The 16,445-nt window shown below is 73.0% G+C and carries 13 protein-coding genes; 4 read left to right on the top strand and 9 right to left on the bottom strand.

Annotated features, from left to right (window positions below):
• The 3 genes from VIG76_RS14950 to VIG76_RS14940 all read left to right on the top strand — a co-directional run.
• Positions 1-228 (top strand): GAP family protein (locus VIG76_RS14950; RefSeq protein WP_331955592.1); only part of this gene is annotated, 228 nt, incomplete at its 5' end.
• Positions 229-420: 192 nt separating this feature from the next.
• A complete protein-coding gene (locus VIG76_RS14945; RefSeq protein ID WP_331955590.1) occupies positions 421-2,979 on the top strand; it encodes a winged helix-turn-helix domain-containing protein in 2,559 nt (852 codons plus the stop codon).
• Between the two features lie 141 nt (positions 2,980-3,120).
• The gene (locus VIG76_RS14940) at positions 3,121-3,291 is read left to right on the top strand and encodes a hypothetical protein (RefSeq protein WP_331955588.1); all 171 of its coding nucleotides are present in this window, start codon (positions 3,121-3,123) and stop codon (positions 3,289-3,291) included.
• Between the two features lie 90 nt (positions 3,292-3,381).
• On the opposite strand, the gene VIG76_RS14935 is transcribed toward VIG76_RS14940, so the two are convergent.
• Together VIG76_RS14935 and VIG76_RS14930 are read right to left on the bottom strand one after the other, a co-directional pair.
• Entirely contained in the window at positions 3,382-4,719 is a 1,338-nt protein-coding gene (locus VIG76_RS14935; protein WP_331955586.1) for a hypothetical protein, read from the bottom strand.
• 70 nt (positions 4,720-4,789) lie between these two features.
• The gene (locus VIG76_RS14930) at positions 4,790-5,284 is read right to left on the bottom strand and encodes a DUF1269 domain-containing protein (RefSeq protein ID WP_331955584.1); all 495 of its coding nucleotides are present in this window, start codon (positions 5,282-5,284) and stop codon (positions 4,790-4,792) included.
• Positions 5,285-5,578: 294 nt separating this feature from the next.
• On the opposite strand from VIG76_RS14930, the gene VIG76_RS14925 reads away from it, so the two are divergent.
• Complete coding sequence (locus tag VIG76_RS14925; RefSeq protein WP_331955582.1) at positions 5,579-5,962, top strand: SHOCT domain-containing protein; 384 nt, start codon at positions 5,579-5,581, stop codon at positions 5,960-5,962.
• Between the two features lie 281 nt (positions 5,963-6,243).
• Here VIG76_RS14925 and VIG76_RS14920 read toward each other — a convergent pair whose 3' ends face one another.
• From VIG76_RS14920 to VIG76_RS14890, 7 genes are all read right to left on the bottom strand, one after another.
• On the bottom strand, positions 6,244-8,925 hold the full coding sequence (locus VIG76_RS14920; protein WP_331955580.1) for a winged helix-turn-helix domain-containing protein: 2,682 nt from the start codon (positions 8,923-8,925) through the stop codon (positions 6,244-6,246).
• A 129-nt stretch (positions 8,926-9,054) separates the two neighbouring features.
• Complete coding sequence (locus VIG76_RS14915) at positions 9,055-9,696, bottom strand: potassium channel family protein (RefSeq protein ID WP_331955578.1); 642 nt, start codon at positions 9,694-9,696, stop codon at positions 9,055-9,057.
• A 23-nt stretch (positions 9,697-9,719) separates the two neighbouring features.
• On the bottom strand, positions 9,720-10,232 hold the full coding sequence (locus tag VIG76_RS14910) for a hypothetical protein (RefSeq protein ID WP_331955576.1): 513 nt from the start codon (positions 10,230-10,232) through the stop codon (positions 9,720-9,722).
• A 385-nt stretch (positions 10,233-10,617) separates the two neighbouring features.
• Entirely contained in the window at positions 10,618-11,502 is an 885-nt protein-coding gene (locus tag VIG76_RS14905) for a formylglycine-generating enzyme family protein (RefSeq protein ID WP_414640660.1), read from the bottom strand.
• 212 nt (positions 11,503-11,714) lie between these two features.
• On the bottom strand, positions 11,715-13,196 hold the full coding sequence (locus VIG76_RS14900; RefSeq protein WP_331955572.1) for an alpha-amylase family glycosyl hydrolase: 1,482 nt from the start codon (positions 13,194-13,196) through the stop codon (positions 11,715-11,717).
• Positions 13,193-15,937 (bottom strand): MGH1-like glycoside hydrolase domain-containing protein, encoded by a 2,745-nt coding sequence (locus tag VIG76_RS14895; RefSeq protein WP_331955570.1) that lies wholly within the window; start codon positions 15,935-15,937, stop codon positions 13,193-13,195. Before VIG76_RS14895 ends, VIG76_RS14900 begins: the two co-directional genes overlap by 4 nt.
• Before the next feature lie 141 nt (positions 15,938-16,078).
• Positions 16,079-16,445: ATP-binding protein (locus tag VIG76_RS14890; RefSeq protein WP_414640659.1), on the bottom strand; the 367-nt coding region annotated here is incomplete at its 5' end.

Below are 16,445 nucleotides of genomic sequence, written 5' to 3'. Positions count from 1 at the left end.
GACCACCTCGATCCGGCGAGCACGGTGATCGTCATCGGGATCTACACCCTGATCTCGGCCTCGACCGTCGCAGGACCGATCATCGCCACCTTGATCGCCCCGGACCGGATGGAGCCGTCGCTGCTGCGGGCGGAGGCCTTCATCTCGAAGTACGGCCCGATCGCCACCGCGGTGATCATGCTGATGATCGGCGTGGTGATCGTGGGCGACGGCCTGACGAGGCTCTGAACCTCGCTGCAACACGCCGGAGCGCGTATGGTGCGCAGCATCGGGCGGGATCCCCCGGTCCCCGCGACGGCCGCCTGAAGACGAGGCACATCACTGCAGCGGTACTCACCCGAACAGGGTGAGGGCCTCGCCCTGCCTCACAGCACCCTCCTAGACTCCAGACCAGCCAGCACCCGCAGGGGAGGGGCGGTCATGACCAGCAGACGGACGACGTCCGAGCCGCAGCCGCGAAGCGGCGACGCCCTCGGCGTCGAGCCGGCCGACGAGGGGTCAGGCCCCTCGCGGTACCTCTCCCGCGAGCGCCTGGTCGCGCGGCTCACCCGCGCCCGCTTCGGCGGCGAGGTCATCACGGTGTGGGGTTCGGTCGGGATCGGGAAGACCACGCTGCTGCACCAGTGGGCCGAGCACCTCGTCTCGCTCGGCGACACCGTGCACTGGATCGACTGGAACGGCGAGGCTGAACCCGCCCTCGCCGTGGCCCCTGACGACGACCGCGCATGCCCCGATCGGAAGATCTGGTGGTTCGGCGACGACGCGCACACCGACGACGCGATGGCTGCGATCGACGGCGTGGTCGAGGCCGTGGGCGCCGACCACGATCGGCACCGCCTCGTGCTCGCCGGGCGCTACCAGCCGAGCTTCCTCGAGCTGCGGGACCTCCCCGGACCCATCCGCTTGCACGACGACGACCTCGCGTTCACGGTCGAGGAGGCCGGCCGGCTCGCCGCCCGGTTCGGCCTCGTCCTCACGCCGGACGATCTGGAGGCCCTCGTCGCTCGCACGAACGGCTGGGCCGCCGGGCTCGCCCTCGCCATGCCGTACCTCGCGTCGCAGCCCGATGTGGGCGCGAGCGTGGCGCGCTTCGGCGGCGACCAGCACCAGGTCGCCGACTACCTCGCCTCACGGGTGGTGGACGCGCTCGACGCCGACGACGCCGACCTGCTCATGCGCGCCGCCGTCGCGCCGATCGTGCCGATGGACCTCGCGGCGGTGGTGACCGCCCGGTTCGACGCCGGTGCGGCGCTGTCGCGGCTCAGCCGCGAGAACCTGCTGATCACAGAGGACCGCGAGGCCGGCACCTTCCGCTACCACCCGGTGCTGCTGACGTTCATGCAGGCGGAGGCACGACGCCGGAACGAGACCATGGCGGCTCGCGCCCACTGGACCGCGGCCGAGTGGTACACCGACCACGGCGAGCACGAGCAGGCGCTCGAGCAGGCGCTGCTCACCGACGACTTCCGGCTGGTGCTCGCGCAGGTCGAGCACTCGGGACTCCCCCTCCTGCTCGAAGGGCACTCGTCGGTCCTCGGGCGCGCCCTCCGGAGCCTGTTCGGCACGCGGGAGACGCTGCCCGTCGCAGTGCTGAGGCTCGCGATGGATCTGCCCGCGTACTCGGACCGCCTCGGCGCGGCCGAGCAGCTCGCGTCGATCGACCGCATGATCGCGGAGGCGCCCTCCAGCGAGGCCGAGGAGTGGCGGCCGCTCGCGGTCGCCCTGCGGGCGTTCCTCAGCACCGACATGGAGGCCGCGAGCCTGCAGGCGCGGGCCCTCCGGCCCTTCCTCGGAAGCGCGGGCGGCTCAGCCGGCGGGACCGGGATCGCGCTGATGGTGAACCTCGCGTCCGGCTGGACCGGCTCCCTCACCCGCCGGAGCGACGCGATCGACACCCTCCGCGCCGTCGAAGGCAGCGCGTCACGGAACAGGTACTGGTGGGTCGAGGCCCTGGCGTGCTTTCTGCAGGTGCAGCTCGCCGCGAGGAACGGGGACTGGCGGACCGCCGCCGCGGCCGAGCAGCGCCAGCTTCGGGTGCCGCTCGAAACCGCGCCGCCCTACAACCAGATATCGGCGCGGACGATCCTGCTGTCGGCGGCACGGACCTTCCAACGAGGCGATCGGGTGAACATGGCCCCGGCGCACCGGGTCGTCACCGTCGACCCGCTCGGCAGCGAGTTCGGTGTCACCTTCCCGTTCCGCATCCTGACCCTGATCATGAAGATCGACGATCCCGCGCAGCAGGTCGACCATCTCGCGCAGCTCATGGCCCTGATCCGCGACGAGGGCCGCCGGTACCCGCGCTCCGTGTCGTTCGCCGCAGTCCCCGTCGTCCACTGGGCGAGGCGGCTGTACGGCAGCACCGTCGCGCTCGAGGCGGCCCAGGTGATCATCGACATCCTCGGGCCGAGCTCACTGGACGGGCAGCTCGCCCTGTTCCTGGCCGGTCCGGCCCACAACCACGCCGGTGAGCACGCGATCCTGGATCAGCTCGTGAATCGGCCGGCCGCGTGGGGCACCGGGACGATCGCCAACGCCTGGATCGCGCTCGCCGAGCGGGCCGACGAGACGCACCGGGAGGCCGAGACCGTGGAGCGCCTCTCGGCCGCGCTGCGGCACTCCGCCGAGTTCGGGCTCGCGCGGGAGTTCCTCCACCGGGAGGGGGCGGGCGTGCGGCTCCTCGTCAAGGAGGCCGGCTTCCTCGGCTCGCTCGAGCCGTACGCGGCGGAGGTCGTCGAGATCGCCCGTGCCGCCGGCATCCGGTTCGGTGATTCGGACCCGGTCGCGCCGATGCTCACCGCCCGGGAGCTCGAGCTGCTGCACGAGCTGCCGGCGCACCAGACCGTCGCCTCGATCGCCGCGAAGCGGAACGTGAGCGTCAACACCGTGAAGACCCATCTCCGCAGCATCTACATGAAGCTCGGGGCCAGCGGCCGCACCGAGGCGATCGCCGCGGCCCGGCGGCAGAACCTCCTCTGACCTCGAGCGCGGACCTCATCCGCCCGGCGGTGGACCTCACTCTGCAGGGGGGACCTGCCACGGCCACAGGTCCCCCATCATCGGTGTCTACCGGAGATGGGAGTACCAGTGCCGCGCTACGAGGTCCGTCTGCCGTATGCATTGTCCGAGACGCTCGAGGCGGCGTTCCCGGACCTGAACATGCTCGAGCTCGCCCCGTCACAGACCCTGCTGATCGGCAACTGCCGGGACCAGAGCGAGCTGTACGGGCTCCTCGCCAGGATCGCCGACGGGGGCCTCTGCATCCTCGAGGTCCGGTCCGAACCGTCCTGACGTCCACCTGACGTCCACGCCGACGCGCGGCCGGCGAGGACGAGGCGGACGCCGCCCGATGGTGGGAACGGGAACCCGGCGGTGGGGGCGTCAGGCCGCGACCGGATCCACGGGCACAGGCACCGGCGCGGGTCGCGACAGCAGCTCCGACAGGCCGATCACCACGAGCGCTCCGATGAGCGTCCAGATGATCAGCGCGGGGGTCACCGGGCGGATGAACAGGATGATCGCGGCGGCGATCACCGACACCGCCACGCGGATGGCGACGCGCCAGCGGCCGAGCGCGAGGCCGAACCGCCCCGTCGTGATGCCGCGGCGCTCCGCGCCGTCGCGCGCCGTGCCGATCCCCCGGAGCAGGCCACCACGCACACGCTCGCCGCTCGGCGAGCTGCCCGCGAACCAGGCGACGAAGGCGACGCACACGGCGAGGACCGTCACCGCCACGGCGAGGGCCGTGGGGAACGCCACCAGCCCGTCCCAGATGGCCCGCACCGAATCGGACGGCAGCAGCCGGGGTGAGAGCGCCTGCACGACGAGCACGCCGGCGATGCCGATGGCGGCGAGCAGCAGCAGCGAGGCCGCGGCGAGCGCCACCGCGGCCCTGCCGAGCGCACGCGTCCGCCGGCGCGCCACGAGCACGCCGGCGGCGAGGAAGCCGAGCGAGATCCAGGGCAGCCAGGCGCCGAGCGCGACGATGAGCGCGTATCCGCTCCTGACCTGCGACCCGCCGTTCCAGTCGGCGACGACGATCGTCCGGTTCACCGACGGGATCGAGGCGGCGAAGCTGAGGCCGCGCGCGACGAGCCGCTGCTTCACGGCGGCGATCACGGGGCCGAGCTGCACCGCGACGCTGCCGTCGTCCTTCAGCACGACGGCGGCGCTGCCCTGCCCGGTCAGCGTCGCGACCGCCTGGCTGTGGGCGGTGCGCAGGAGCTGGGTCCAGAGCGACGCGAACGAGGGCGAGGCCAGGTAGTCCTGCACCGTCGATCGGATGCGGTCCTCGATCGCCGCCGTCGCCGACGCGCGGAGGCCCTGGAGCGCGGCCTGGGCGCGTGGCGGCAGGTTCAGCCCGGCGAGGGCGTCGAACGCGTCGCCGGTGAGCTGAGGCACGTTCACGCGCTGGTCGATCGCCTCGACCGTCTTGTCGGCCACGAGCCGCTGCAGGCCCGCGTTCCCGGACAGGGGCGAGAACGTGGCCACGAACGCGTCCGTGTTCGTCGCCTGCTGCGCGGCGAAGGTGGCCGCGATCGCCACAGGCGCGAGCAGCGCGCCGATCGTGACGAGGACGACCGCCACGAGCGGCCGGAACGAGAACCGCCGTCGTTGCTGCTGGGCGACGGGTTCCTCTGCGATCTCCTCCAACTGCGACCGCAGGGCCGCGTTCTCGGCCCGCAGCGCGGTCAGCTCGTCGATCTGACTGGTCGTCACCGTTCCCACTTCCGTCCTGATTCGTGTTCGGATGTGCGCACCCGGTCCCCGGCCCCTCCACGAGCCGACATCACGAGCCCCCCATCAGAGCCCGCACCAGCTCCGGTTCGTCGGCCTCCGACTCGGCCCCTGCGGGCAGGGTGCCGCCGAACGGCTCGAGCTCCTGCAGGAACCGCGGCTGCTCGACCCGAGTGGCGTAGACGACCACCGCCGACCTGCCGGCCCCGGCCAGCTCCCGGACGCGGTTGCGGAAGCGCTCGTCCAGCCCGCTCGGATCCCGCCTCGACAGCACCACGCCGAGGACGGCGCCGAGTGCCAGGCCGAAGACGGGCGAGCGGAGCAGCAGGCCGATCAGGAGGCCGAAGAACCCGCCGCGAACCGCGGCGAGCTGCGCCTTCCCGACGCCGCCCGGCGCATCGACGCGCATCCGGCCGCGGTCGCCGACCCGCACGAGCGCCAGGCCGGCGAGGTCGACGACGCCGTCGTCGCTGAGCCGCTGGACCTTCGCGTAGGCCTGGCCGGCTCGGTCCTGCTCGTCGAACGCCAGGACGATCAGCTCCGGCACGATGGGCTCCTTCTCCTGGTCGGGCACCCACCCGGAGGATCGGACGCGCACCGCGGGGCGCGGCGGACGTCGGTGCTGTCGGGCCTGACCCGTCCGCGTGCTGTCTACGCCGTTCCGTCGCCGCGGAACCCCCCCGTACAGGGTGAACGGAGGGCCGCGACGACAGCGGTCACCCCGGGTGAGCCGGGCGACGCAGGTCCCGGGCGCGATCTCATCCGTTTCTGATGGTTCGTCGCCCGCTCCCAGGTGAAGAGGATCAGCGCAAGCAGTCAATCCACCCGGAAAGGGAAGCTCATGTCTTTCGGAGACGTCGTCTGGACAATCATCATCAGCTTCGCCTTCGTGGCGTACCTGATGCTCTTCTTCTCGATCCTGACCGACCTGTTCAGGGATCGGGACCTCGGAGGGTTCGCCAAGGCCATCTGGGTGATCGTGCTGATCCTGGTCCCGTTCCTCTCGGCGTTCATCTACGTGATCGCCCGCGGCAACGGGATGGCGGAGCGCGGTGCCCGGCAGGCGGCTGTGGCGCAGAAGCAGACCGAGGCCTACATCCGTGATGTGGCTGCCAAGGACACCATGTCGCCGGCCGACCAGATCGCGCAGGCCAAGCAGATGCTGGACACCGGCGCCATCACCGAGCCGGAGTTCGATCGGCTCAAGGAGAAGGCCCTCGCCTGACCGCCCACCCCGGGGCCTGAGCAGGGCCCTCGGGGAAGTCAGGCAGGACGGGAGGACCGTCGCCGGGAGTCCGGCGGCGGTCTTCTCGTCGTCCGCGTGCCGCGCGCGGGCGGTTTCGGCCCATCCGGGCGGGCACGCGCGCCCGCATCCGCCGAACCCGCCCGGGCCTGGGTTGCAGGCGGGCGACGGGCCACTTCGGGCAGCTACGGGCGTCATCGGACGCCCATCGCGCCCGAAACCGCCCATCGCGCCGACGTGCGGGGTGCGGCGGAGACCTCGGGTCAGATGAGGCCGAGGCTGCGGGCCCGGCGGACCGCCTCGTAGCGGCGGTCGGCCGAGAGCTTGCGCAGGATCGCGCGCACGTGCGTCTTCACGGTGTTCACCGAGACGTACAGGGTCCGCGCGATCTCCTCGGTCGGCATCAGCGCGTCGAGGCAGCGCAGCACCTCCAGCTCACGCGGCGTGAGCGGCTCCACGAGCGCGGCCTCATCACCGCGGGCCGCTGCAGGGCTCTCCGGCTGCGCTGCGGGCGGCCGGGCCGGTACCGGCGCGCTGGACGCCCACATCGGCGGCGAGGGCGGCTGCGCGCGTCCGATCCGTTCGCTGACGAGCAGCTGCACGAGCTCGGGCGCGTCGTCGAACGGAGCGCGCAGCCGTTCCGGCCCAGCGAGCGTCAGAGCCTCGTCGACCGCCGCGATCGCGGTCGAGACGTGCGCCGACGCCTGCGCAGATGCGGCGACGAGGAGGAGCGCCCGCACCCGCTGGTCGAGTGGCAGCGCGGGGTCCGCCGCGACCCGGCGCGACGTCCGGGCGGCTTCGGCCGGGCGCCCGGCGGAGAGCCGGTTCCGGGCACGGGCGAGGACCATCGCCGGCTCCCGCGCCGCCGCCTCGGCGGACGCGGCGATCGCCTCGGCCGCGGCTCCTGGGCGGCCTGCACGAACCAGAAGGCCGACCCGATCGGCGTCCAGCCGGGCAGCGGTCCAGACCGGGACGCCGATGCTCCTCGCGCTTCCGAGGAACGCGTCCAGGTCGGTGAGTGCGCCGATGCGGTCGCCGTCGGCGGTGCGCAGCGCGGTCCGCACCGATACGAGCAGCGCCCGCGACACGGCGGTCACCGCCCCGTGCTCCGGCTCGACGAGGTCGGCGTGCTTCCGGGCGCCGGCGAGGTCGCTGCGCTCGAGCGCCACCCATGCGGCTGCGAGCTCGCCGTCCGCCGAGGGCGGGGCCCCGGGCTCGCGAAGGGCACGCGCCAGGCCTGCCGACTCGACACTCGCGGTCAGGTTCCCGAGCAGCGCCTCCGCCAGGGCGAGCGCGCCGAAGGAGCGCGCCTGCAGACCCGGTCGACGACCTGCCCCGGGCGTGCCTGCTGCCGCGGCGAAGGCCGACCGTGCGGTCTGCAGCCGCCCGGCGAGCAGATGGGACGCACCGGCGTCGAGGTGGATCAGGGCCGGCGTCTCGGGCCGGCTCAACGCTGCGATACCGGAGGAGGCGAAGGCGCGTGCCGCCGCATCGACGGCGGCCAGCCCGTCCTCGCCGGCCAGCGCGGCGCGGCAGCCGTGGACGAGCGCGAGTGCGAGCTCGTACCGGGGGGTCGGCGGTGCTCCGGCAGCCGCATCGGCCGCCTGGAGCCCAGCATCGCAGCCGCTCAGGTCCTCGCCGATGACCGCCACGGCGGCCCGCACCACCGCGGCGCAGCGCCCGGGCGTCGCCGCAGGCATCCGGGCGAAGAGGGCGGCGAGCTCGTCGTCGGGATCCGACGCGAGCAGGGCTCCGACCAGCGCTCCGTCCACCAGCGCCGTCGCGGCTTCCTCCCACGCGCCGGCCAGGCCGAACGAGCGGGTGGCCTCCTCGCTGCGGCCGGCCGCAGCGAGCTCGATGCCCGCGCGGCGCTGGATGCGGCGGTACCGGGACGGGGAGTCGTGCAGGAGCTTCCCCTGCAGGAGGTCACGGACGAGCGGGAGGATGACGTAGCCGCCCCCGCCGTCCTCGTCCGTGGCGCGGACGAAGGCGCGCGGCTGGGCCAGCGCGCGCAGCGCCGCCCCCGCCTCGCGGAGGCCGGAGAGGTGCGCGGCGAGCTCCGGCGTCACGTGCTCGACCGCGCTCGTCGTGAGCAGCAGCTCCTGCTCGGGCGCCGAGAACCCGGGGAGGACCTCGGCGCGGAAGTACCCGGCCAGCTCGGTGGACGTGAGGACGTCGGACGCCTCCCATCCGCCGGCCGACGGCGGGCGGCGCTCCGTGCTCAGCAGGCAGAGCGCGGCGGCCCAGCCGCCCGCGAGACGCCGGATGCTCGCGACCTCCTCCGGAGCGAGCGACGGGTCGCGGCCGGCGACGAGCTCGTCCGCCTCCTCGTCGGTGAAGGCGAGGTCGTCGAAGCGGATCTCGGTCAGCGTGCGCTCGAGCCGCCGACGGGACAGGGCGAGCTGCGGGTCCCTGCGCGAGCAGAGCACGACGCGGAGGGCATCGGGCGCGTGGCGCAGCACGAAGTCGAGCTCGGCGAGCAGTCGCGGCGAGGTGAGGTGCTCGGCGCCGTCGAGCACGAGGACCAGCGGGGTCGGGCGGTTCGCGAGGGCCGTGGCGATCCGGACGGCCAGGTCACGCCCGGCGAGGTCGGGCCGCTGCCCCGCGCCCTCGGTGGAGACGTCGACCCCCGCGCTGCCGAACCCGGTGAGCACGTCGAACCAGAACGCGCCGGGCACGTCGACGTCGGCGTCGAGCGACACCCACGCGACGGGTCCGGGCGCGGATCCGCTCGCCACCCAGTCGCTCACCAGGACCGTCTTGCCCGCGCCCGCCGGGGCGCTGATCAGGGTGAGCGGTCCGGCGGCCGCGGCCGTCAGGAGGTCGAGCAGCCGACGCCGCCGGACCAGGGGCATGGGCTGCGGCGCCGGGAGGAACCGGCCCCGCAGGAAGGCGTCATGGACCTCGGGCTCCCCGACTCGGTCCTGCGCGATCGCGGTGCTCATCGTCCGGCCATCCGACTGCCCTCTTCCCCCTGGTTCCAGTTGCGGAACCGGCAGAACCGACGCTCGCAGCGTCACGCGGACCGGGCATCACCCACAGTGGGCGTAAAGCGGGTCACCCTCCCGGGGTGGTCACTCGGTGGTCACCTCGTCCTCACCGAAGTTCTCCTGCTGGTCACCTTCCGGCCTTGTCGTGTCGACTTCCGTCGATTTCAGGCGCTTGTTCTGCAGCTGCGCGACGCCGAGCAGCACCTTCGTGATCACGCCGACCAGCAGGAGGTCCACGACGATCTGGACCGTCACGAGCACCCGGGCGGTCTCGGTCACGGGGGTGATGTCGCCGAACCCGACGGTGGAGAAGACGGTGACGGCGAAGTACAGGCCGTCGACCCGCGTGAGCGGCTGAGAGAAACTGGCGGCGTCGTTCTGCTGGAGCAGGACGTACGCGGACGCGAACGGCAGCAGCAGCAGGGCGATGCTGAGGACGGCGCCCTCCGCCGCCCGCTGCCACGGGCGGCGCGAGCGGAGCACGCTCCGGACGTCCAGCCAGATCACGACGACGAGCACGGCGAGCCAGCCGAGCAGCTGGGCGCCGAGCGAGAGGTCGAGCCGGCCCTCCCACGGCGCCTCGATGTACACGAGCAGGAGCACCGCGACCACGACGACCAGCCGGGCGACCACCACCACGGCCCGCCACCGGTACCAGCCCGCGCCGTCGGGAGGCGGCACCGCGCCCGGCCGTCGCCCCTTCACGTCTGCATCACGCACGCTCATCGGATCCCCTCACCGGTGCCTCGTCAATGCAGTGCTGCTTCGAGCACGATCAGCCCGCCGCCGAACGCGCCGGCGACGGCCGCCGACGCCACGCGCTCGCCCACGCTCAACCGCCCGCGGCGGCCGATCTCCCACCCGGCGAGGCAGAGCAGGAAGGTGCTGCAGAGCAGCCCCGCGGTCACCGCCCATGACGTCGTCGCCCCGAGGAGGCGCGCCACGAGCACCGTCGCGAGGGGCAGGCCCGAGACCGTCACGATCTCCCAGCCGTCGGTGAGGTAGAGGCGGATGCTGCTCCAGCGCAGCCGCTGGCCGCCCTCGAGCCGCTCGGCCAGCACGCGGGAGTACCGCTCGGCGCACCAGTAGATGAGGAGCGTGATGAGGGCGGCGAGGACGATGGTCAGGGCGCTCTCGGAGTGCGCCGTCCCCATCACCCCCGCGCTGACGACGAGCCCGTAGATCCCCGCGGCGGCCGATTGCTCGTCGCGGAGGAGCTCCCGGCGCCAGCGTGGCTCCGCGTTCTCCGTGCGCTCCGCCATCCGTACCCGCCGCTCAGCCGCGCTGCGCTCACCGGGGTCTCGCGGGCGCACGTCAAGGGGCACGATCGCCGGTCCGGTGGCCCGCATCCTCACTCGTTCCGGATGAACGTCGGGGACGAGCGGGGTCGCCCGCGGGATCACCCGTGACGGATGGTGCGGCGGTCGGCGGCGCGTGGCTTGATTGTGACCGAGGATTCGATCGGCGGCCCGCACCTGGCGTCCCGATCTGTCCCGCAGGAACGTACGCCCGGAGCGCTCCCCCGATTCCCCGGGAGCGCCGGGCCGCGGCCCTCGCGTCCACAACGTCTTAGGGGTAGGGCGATGACGCGAGGGTCGCGCGGCCGACCCCTCGTCCGCGGCTCGCCCGTCGCCGTCCGCTTCGCGTTCAGAGCGCGCAGCGGAAGCCGATGTGGCTCGTCGGCGAGTCCACCGCCTGGCCGAGCCGTGCCGCCGGTCGGTAGCGCAGGCAGTACTCGGGGGCGCACAGGTGGGATCCGCCCTTCAGCACCCGGCGCGCGACCCCGGTCGCGGGCTGCGCGTCGTCCGACGCCCGGCGCATGCTGATCTCCCAGAGCGGCCGAGCGGCACCGTCGGGGTCCTCGATCTCGCCGGCCGCCGCGAGGTGGGTCGAGGTCCACGGGGACGCCGTCCACTCCCAGACGTTGCCGATCATGTCCGAGAGCCCGTAGCCGTTCGCCGGGAAGGCGCCCACCGGCGAGGTGCCGACCCAGCCGTCCGAACCCGTGTTCCGGTACGGGAACACCCCCCGCCAGGTGTTCGCCATCACGCGCCCGTCGAGGTCGCGCTCCGGCCCCCACGCGTAGGTGGTCTCGGGGCCGCCGCCCTTGGCCGCCCACTCGAACTCGGCCTCGGTCGGCAGGCGCTTGCCGGCCCAGGCGGCGAACGCCTCGGCATCCGCGGCGGAGACGTGCACCACCGGATGGTCGAGCCGCTCGTCGATCGTCGTGCCCGGGCCGCCCGGATGACGCCAGTCGGCACCCGGGACCCAGGCCCACCAGTGCCGCCAGTCGCCGACGTCGACCGGGCCGCGGGTGGGATGGAACACCTTCGACCCGGGCCGCCTGCTGCGCTCGTCCAACGACGGGTACGTCGCGCGGTCGAGCTCCTGCTCGGCGGTGGTGGTGTGGCCGGTGGCGGCGACGAACGCCGCGAACTGCCGGTTGGTGACCGGGCCGCGGTCGATCAGGAAGGCGGCGACGCGACGCGGATGGACCGGCCCCTCCTCCGGGTAGAACTCGTCGGACCCCATCCGAAGCGTCCCGGAGGGCACGGGGACCATCACCGATCCCGCACCCGGATCGCGGGACGAGGGCGGTCGCAGCGTCAGCGCGTCCATCCTGCCCTCTCCCTGGAAGATGCCGACCCTCGGAAGGTGCTGCTCCTGACCCTCGAGGGTCGTCCTGCCGCCGCTCCGGCGGCTCCTCCCCATGGGGTGAATCGGCCCCGGACCGGGCCGCCGCGTCACCCCACGGACAGCACGTGGTACTGCCACGCCTCCAGCGACACGTACAGGCCGGGGCCGGCGAGCTCGTCGCCGTCGCGGTCGAACTCCGTGCCGGAGAGCACGTCCTTCAGGTGCAGACGCCGTCCGGCGAGGTCGGGCCACGGCACGGTGACGCGCCCCTGGGCCGCCCCGGCGGAGAGGTTCACGACGACGAGATGCGGCGCGGCGCCGTCGGCACCCGCCCAGCTCCACGCGACCAGGGAGCGGCAGCTGGCGTTGTCGGCCCAGCCCGTGGCCTCGAGCAGCCGCCAGTCGCCGGTCCGCACGCGATCGGCGGCGACCGCCTGGATCATCCGCCGGTACCAGGTCGCCAGCTCCTGATCGAGCTCCTCGGCGGGGCGGCGCGCGAGGAACACCGGCGGCCGCACGGTGCGGCCCTCGAACTGCCCCTCGTGCCAGAGCGCGGCGCCCGGCAGGGTCGCGACCGCAACCGCTTCGGCCTGCTCCACCGCACGAGGGACCTTCGACGCGATGCGCGGCTCGTCGTGGTTCTCGAGGAACCGCAGCAGCCGGGACTGGTAGTCCACCCCCGCGCGCAGGTGGTCGCGCACGAGGTCGGCCGGGGCGGGCAGCTCGAGCATCCGGTCGTAGAGGCGCTTGTCGTAGCAGAAGTCGAAGCCCTGCTGCTGGAGCTCCCACTCCATGTCCCAGTACGCCTCGGCGACCAGCACGGTCTCCGGATGCCGCGTCCGCAGCGTCCCGATCACCTCCGGCCAGAACTCCCCCGCCGGCGGCGACCCCACCCTGCCGCCCCAGGTCCTCGAGAAGACGGCGTTGATCATCAGCATCGCCATGTCGCAGCGGATGCCGTCGCACTGGTCGGCGATCTCCCCGAGCGTCGCGGCCGTCGCCGCGCGCAGCTCGGGCGCGAACGCGTCGAGCTGCACCACGTCGGGCCACGCCGGGAAGTAGGGGTCGCGCCCGTGGGCCAGCACGGCGCCGCCCGCCTCCATCCAGCTCGCCGGGTCCGCCGCGAGGTCGGCCTCACTGCCGCGGACGAACCGCTCCGGATGCTCGGTGACCCACGGCGAGTCCGGTGCGAGGTGGTTGGGCACGTAGTCGAGCAGCAGCCGGCAGCCCCGCTCGGCGAGCTCCCGCCGCGCGGTCGCGAGCCCGGCCGGGCCGCCGAAGCGATCGTCGACGACGTACCGGCGCACGCAGTAGGGCGACCCGATCAGGTCGGCGTCCGTGAAGTCGGGCTGCGCGTCGCGGAACGACGCCATCAGGCCCTCGTCGGCGCGCGCCACCGCGATCCCGGCGGGGCTGCGCTCCCACACGCCCATCAACCAGACGGCGTCGACGCCCGCGGGGCAGACTGCGTCCCACTCCTTCGGCGCGAGGTCGCCGAGCGACACCGGATGCCCGGCCCGGAGGGAGACCTCGCCGAGCCAGACCGCCGTGTTGACCTCGTAGACGACGGGACGGTCCGGCCAGCTCATCGCGGACGCCGGGCCGCGCCGGCGAGGGTGCGGGCGGCGCGCCGGCCGGTGGCGGGCGCCGGCACCGGCTCACCGATGCTGCCCAGGCCGGGACGCCCGGGCGCCGGCCGCGCGAAGATCAGGGGCACCACCCCGACGAGACCGGTCCAGCCGGTCTGGTGGCTCGCCCCGATCCCCGCGCCGTTGTCACCGTGGATGTACTCGTAGAACAGCGAGAAGTCGCGCCAGTGCGGGTCGGTCTGGAGCAGCTGGTTGCCGCCGTGGATCGGCCGGCGGCCATCGGACCCCTCCTTGAAGGCGGCCATGATGCGGTCGCCGATCTCCGCCGCCACCTGCTGCAGGTTCATCTGCACCCCCGATCCGGTCGGGCACTCCACCGTGAAGTCCTCGCCGAAGTAGCGATGCAGGTTCAGCAGCGCCCGCACCAGCATGGCGTTGATCGGCATCCAGACGGGTCCCCGCCAGTTCGAGTTGCCGCCGAACATCCCCGTGTCCGACTCCGCCGGCAGGTAGCCCACGCGGTACTCCTGGCCCTCGACGACGAAGACGAACGGCTGGTCGAGGTGCCGCTTCGAGATCGAGCGGATGCCGTGCGGGCTGAAGAACTCGGCCTCGTCGAGCATCGGCGCGAGGATGCGGCGGAGGCGCTGCTCGTCGAACAGCGCGAGCAGCACCGGCCCGGTGCCGTCGCCGCGGAGCCCCTGCAGGGCGTGGTCGACCGCGGGGTGCGCTGCAAGGAACTCGAACGTGTCGTCGACCACCTCGGGGAACCGGTCCCGCACCGACGCGTCGAGGACCGTCGCCGCGGCCAGGGGCATCAGCCCCACGACCGATCGCACCTTCAGCGGCACCGCGGAGCCGTCCGGGTGACGCAGCACGTCGTAGAAGAAGCCGTCCTCCTCGTCCCACAGCTCCACGCCGTCGGGACCGATGTGGTTGGTGGCCGCGGCGATCCACATGAAGTTCTCGAGCAGGGACTGCGCCTGCTCGACGTAGGCCGGGTTCTCGACCGCGAGCTCGAGCGCCATCTGCACCATGGTCTGGCTGTAGAGCGCCATCCACGCGGTGCCGTCGGCCTGGTCGAGCTGCCCGCCGCCCGGCAGGGGCGCGCTCCGGTCGAAGACGCCGATGTTGTCGAGGCCGAGGAAGCCGCCCTGGAAGATGTTGCGGCCGTCGGCGTCCTTCCGGTTCAGCCACCAGGTGAAGTTCTTCATCAGCTTGACGAACGAGCCCTCGAGGAACTCGCGGTCGCCGCGCCCCGTCTGCATCCGCTCCAGCTGGTAGACGAACCAGGTCGCCCAGGCGTGCACGGGCGGGTTGACGTCGCCGAAGTTCCACTCGTAGGCCGGCAGCTGCCCGTTCGGATGCAGGTACCGCCGGGTCAGCAGCAGCTCGAGCTGTCCTTTCGCGAACGCCGGATCGATCGCCGCCAGCGCGACGGCGTGGAAGGCGAGGTCCCAGGCCGCGAACCAGGGGTACTCCCAGGCGTCCGGCATGCTGATGACGTCGGCGGCGCGGAAGTGCCGCCAGTCGGCGTTGCGCAGGTCGGGGTTCGCCTCGAGGGGGTCCGCCCCGTGCTCGACCAGCCAGCGGTCGACGTCGAGCGCGTAGTACTGCTTCGACCAGAGCATCCCGGCGAGGGCCTGGCGCATGACGTCCCGCTCGCCGGCGTCCGCGACGGCGCTCGTGACGTCGGCGTAGAACTCGTCCGCCTCGGCCCGCCGCGCGGTGAAGACGGCGTCGAAGTCCGCGAAGGGCGCGGTCTTGGCGGGGTCGTCGGGGGTGAGGCGCAGCCGGACCGTGGCGCTCTCCCCCGGTCCCACCTTCAGCGTCGAGTCGAATGCGGCCTTCGTCCCGACGCCGCCCGGGTCGACGGCGTCGGTCTCGCCGTGCACGACGTACCGGTCGATGCCGTCCTTCAGGTACGGGGATGCGTTCGGTGTGCCGAAGACCCGCTCGTCGTTCGTCTCGTTGTTCGTGATGAGGACCGGAGGGGCACCGTCCACGCAGCACCAGCGCGGCCCGAGCTCGGAGTGCTCGACGGCCACGGCGCTCACGCCCTTGCGCGTCGGCAGGGTGCGGAGCGCGGGCTTCTCGGTCCCGCCCGCCCAGGACCAGGTGTGGCGGAACCACAGGGTGGGCAGCACGCGCAGCTCGGCCGGCTCGGCGGAGCGGTTCGTCACCGTCACCAGCATGAGGACGTCCTCGGGCGACGCCTTCGCGTACTCCACGACCACGTCGACGTACCGGTCGTCCGTGAAGATGCCCGTGTCCACCAGCTCGTACTCCGGATCGAGCTTGCCGCGAGCGGCGTTCTCCGCGACGAGCCTCCCGTAGGGGAACTCCTGCAGCGGATACTTGTAGAGCATCTTCGCGTAGGACGACGTGGGCGTCGCGTCGAGGTAGAAGTAATACTCCTTGACGTCCTCGCCGTGGTTGCCCTCGCTGTTCGTGAGGCCGAACAGGCGCTCCTTCAGGATGGGGTCCGCCCCGTTCCAGAGCGCGAGGGAGAGGCACAGGATCTGCCGGTCGTCGCAGAAGCCGGCGATGCCGTCCTCACCCCACCGGTAGGCCCGTGACCGTGCCTGCTCGTGCGTGAATGCCGCCCACGAGTTCGGGCTGCGCGTCACGTCCTCGCGGACGGTCCCCCATTGCCGGTCGCTGAGGTACGGGCCCCAGCGCCGCCAGGCGACCCCCTCCTCGTCGGCGTCGCGGAGCCGGTTCTTCTCAGCCTGGGGCACGGGGAGTCTCCTCGAGATCGTGTCGGTGACCGGGCGCTCCCGATCGCGGCTCAAGGGTGCGGGCGGCCCACCGGACGCGGCATCACCCCCCTCGGACGAGACGACGCGGCGGGGGGATGAGAGCCGGCGATGGGCCCGCGGTCACCCGTGGAGGAGCTCCGGCTCCCGCACGCGGAGCGGGATCGGGACGTCCGCCCCGCCCTCGACGGTGAGCCTGCTGCGCATCCTCGTGAGCAGTGGGGCCGGCGTGAACCCACCGGCGAAGAGCACCTCGCCCTGCTCGAAGTCGGGCGACTGCTCGAGGAGCGCCGTCGGCGCGAAGCCGAAGAGCCGGCCGAGCTCCGCCAGGTCCCTCGACGAGGTCATCTTCATCAGGGCGAGGTTGTCGCACTGCGAGAGCACGTTGACGTGGATCTTGGACGGCCGCTGCGTGGACAGCAGCAGCCACAGGCCGAACTTGCGGCCCTCGGCGGCGATCTGGATGAGCCGTTCCCGCACCCGCCGCTCG

It is taken from the genome of Amnibacterium sp. (genome assembly GCF_036559085.1).
Taxonomy (GTDB): Bacteria; Actinomycetota; Actinomycetes; order Actinomycetales; family Microbacteriaceae; genus Amnibacterium.
Note: the sequence above shows the minus strand (reverse complement) of the source record. Positions and strands in the feature narration are given on the sequence as shown.

What these genes read in the sequence shown, in the direction of transcription:
- VIG76_RS14945 (WP_331955590.1), top strand. Translation starts at nt 421, where the DNA reads ATGACCAGCAGACGGACGACGTCCGAGCCGCAGCCGCGAAGCGGCGAC.
- VIG76_RS14925 (WP_331955582.1), top strand. Translation starts at nt 5,579, where the DNA reads ATGTCTTTCGGAGACGTCGTCTGGACAATCATCATCAGCTTCGCCTTC.
- VIG76_RS14920 (WP_331955580.1), bottom strand. Translation starts at nt 8,925, where the DNA reads ATGAGCACCGCGATCGCGCAGGACCGAGTCGGGGAGCCCGAGGTCCAT.
- VIG76_RS14915 (WP_331955578.1), bottom strand. Translation starts at nt 9,696, where the DNA reads ATGAGCGTGCGTGATGCAGACGTGAAGGGGCGACGGCCGGGCGCGGTG.
- VIG76_RS14910 (WP_331955576.1), bottom strand. Translation starts at nt 10,232, where the DNA reads ATGGCGGAGCGCACGGAGAACGCGGAGCCACGCTGGCGCCGGGAGCTC.
- VIG76_RS14905 (WP_414640660.1), bottom strand. Translation starts at nt 11,502, where the DNA reads ATGGGGTCCGACGAGTTCTACCCGGAGGAGGGGCCGGTCCATCCGCGT.
- VIG76_RS14900 (WP_331955572.1), bottom strand. Translation starts at nt 13,196, where the DNA reads ATGAGCTGGCCGGACCGTCCCGTCGTCTACGAGGTCAACACGGCGGTC.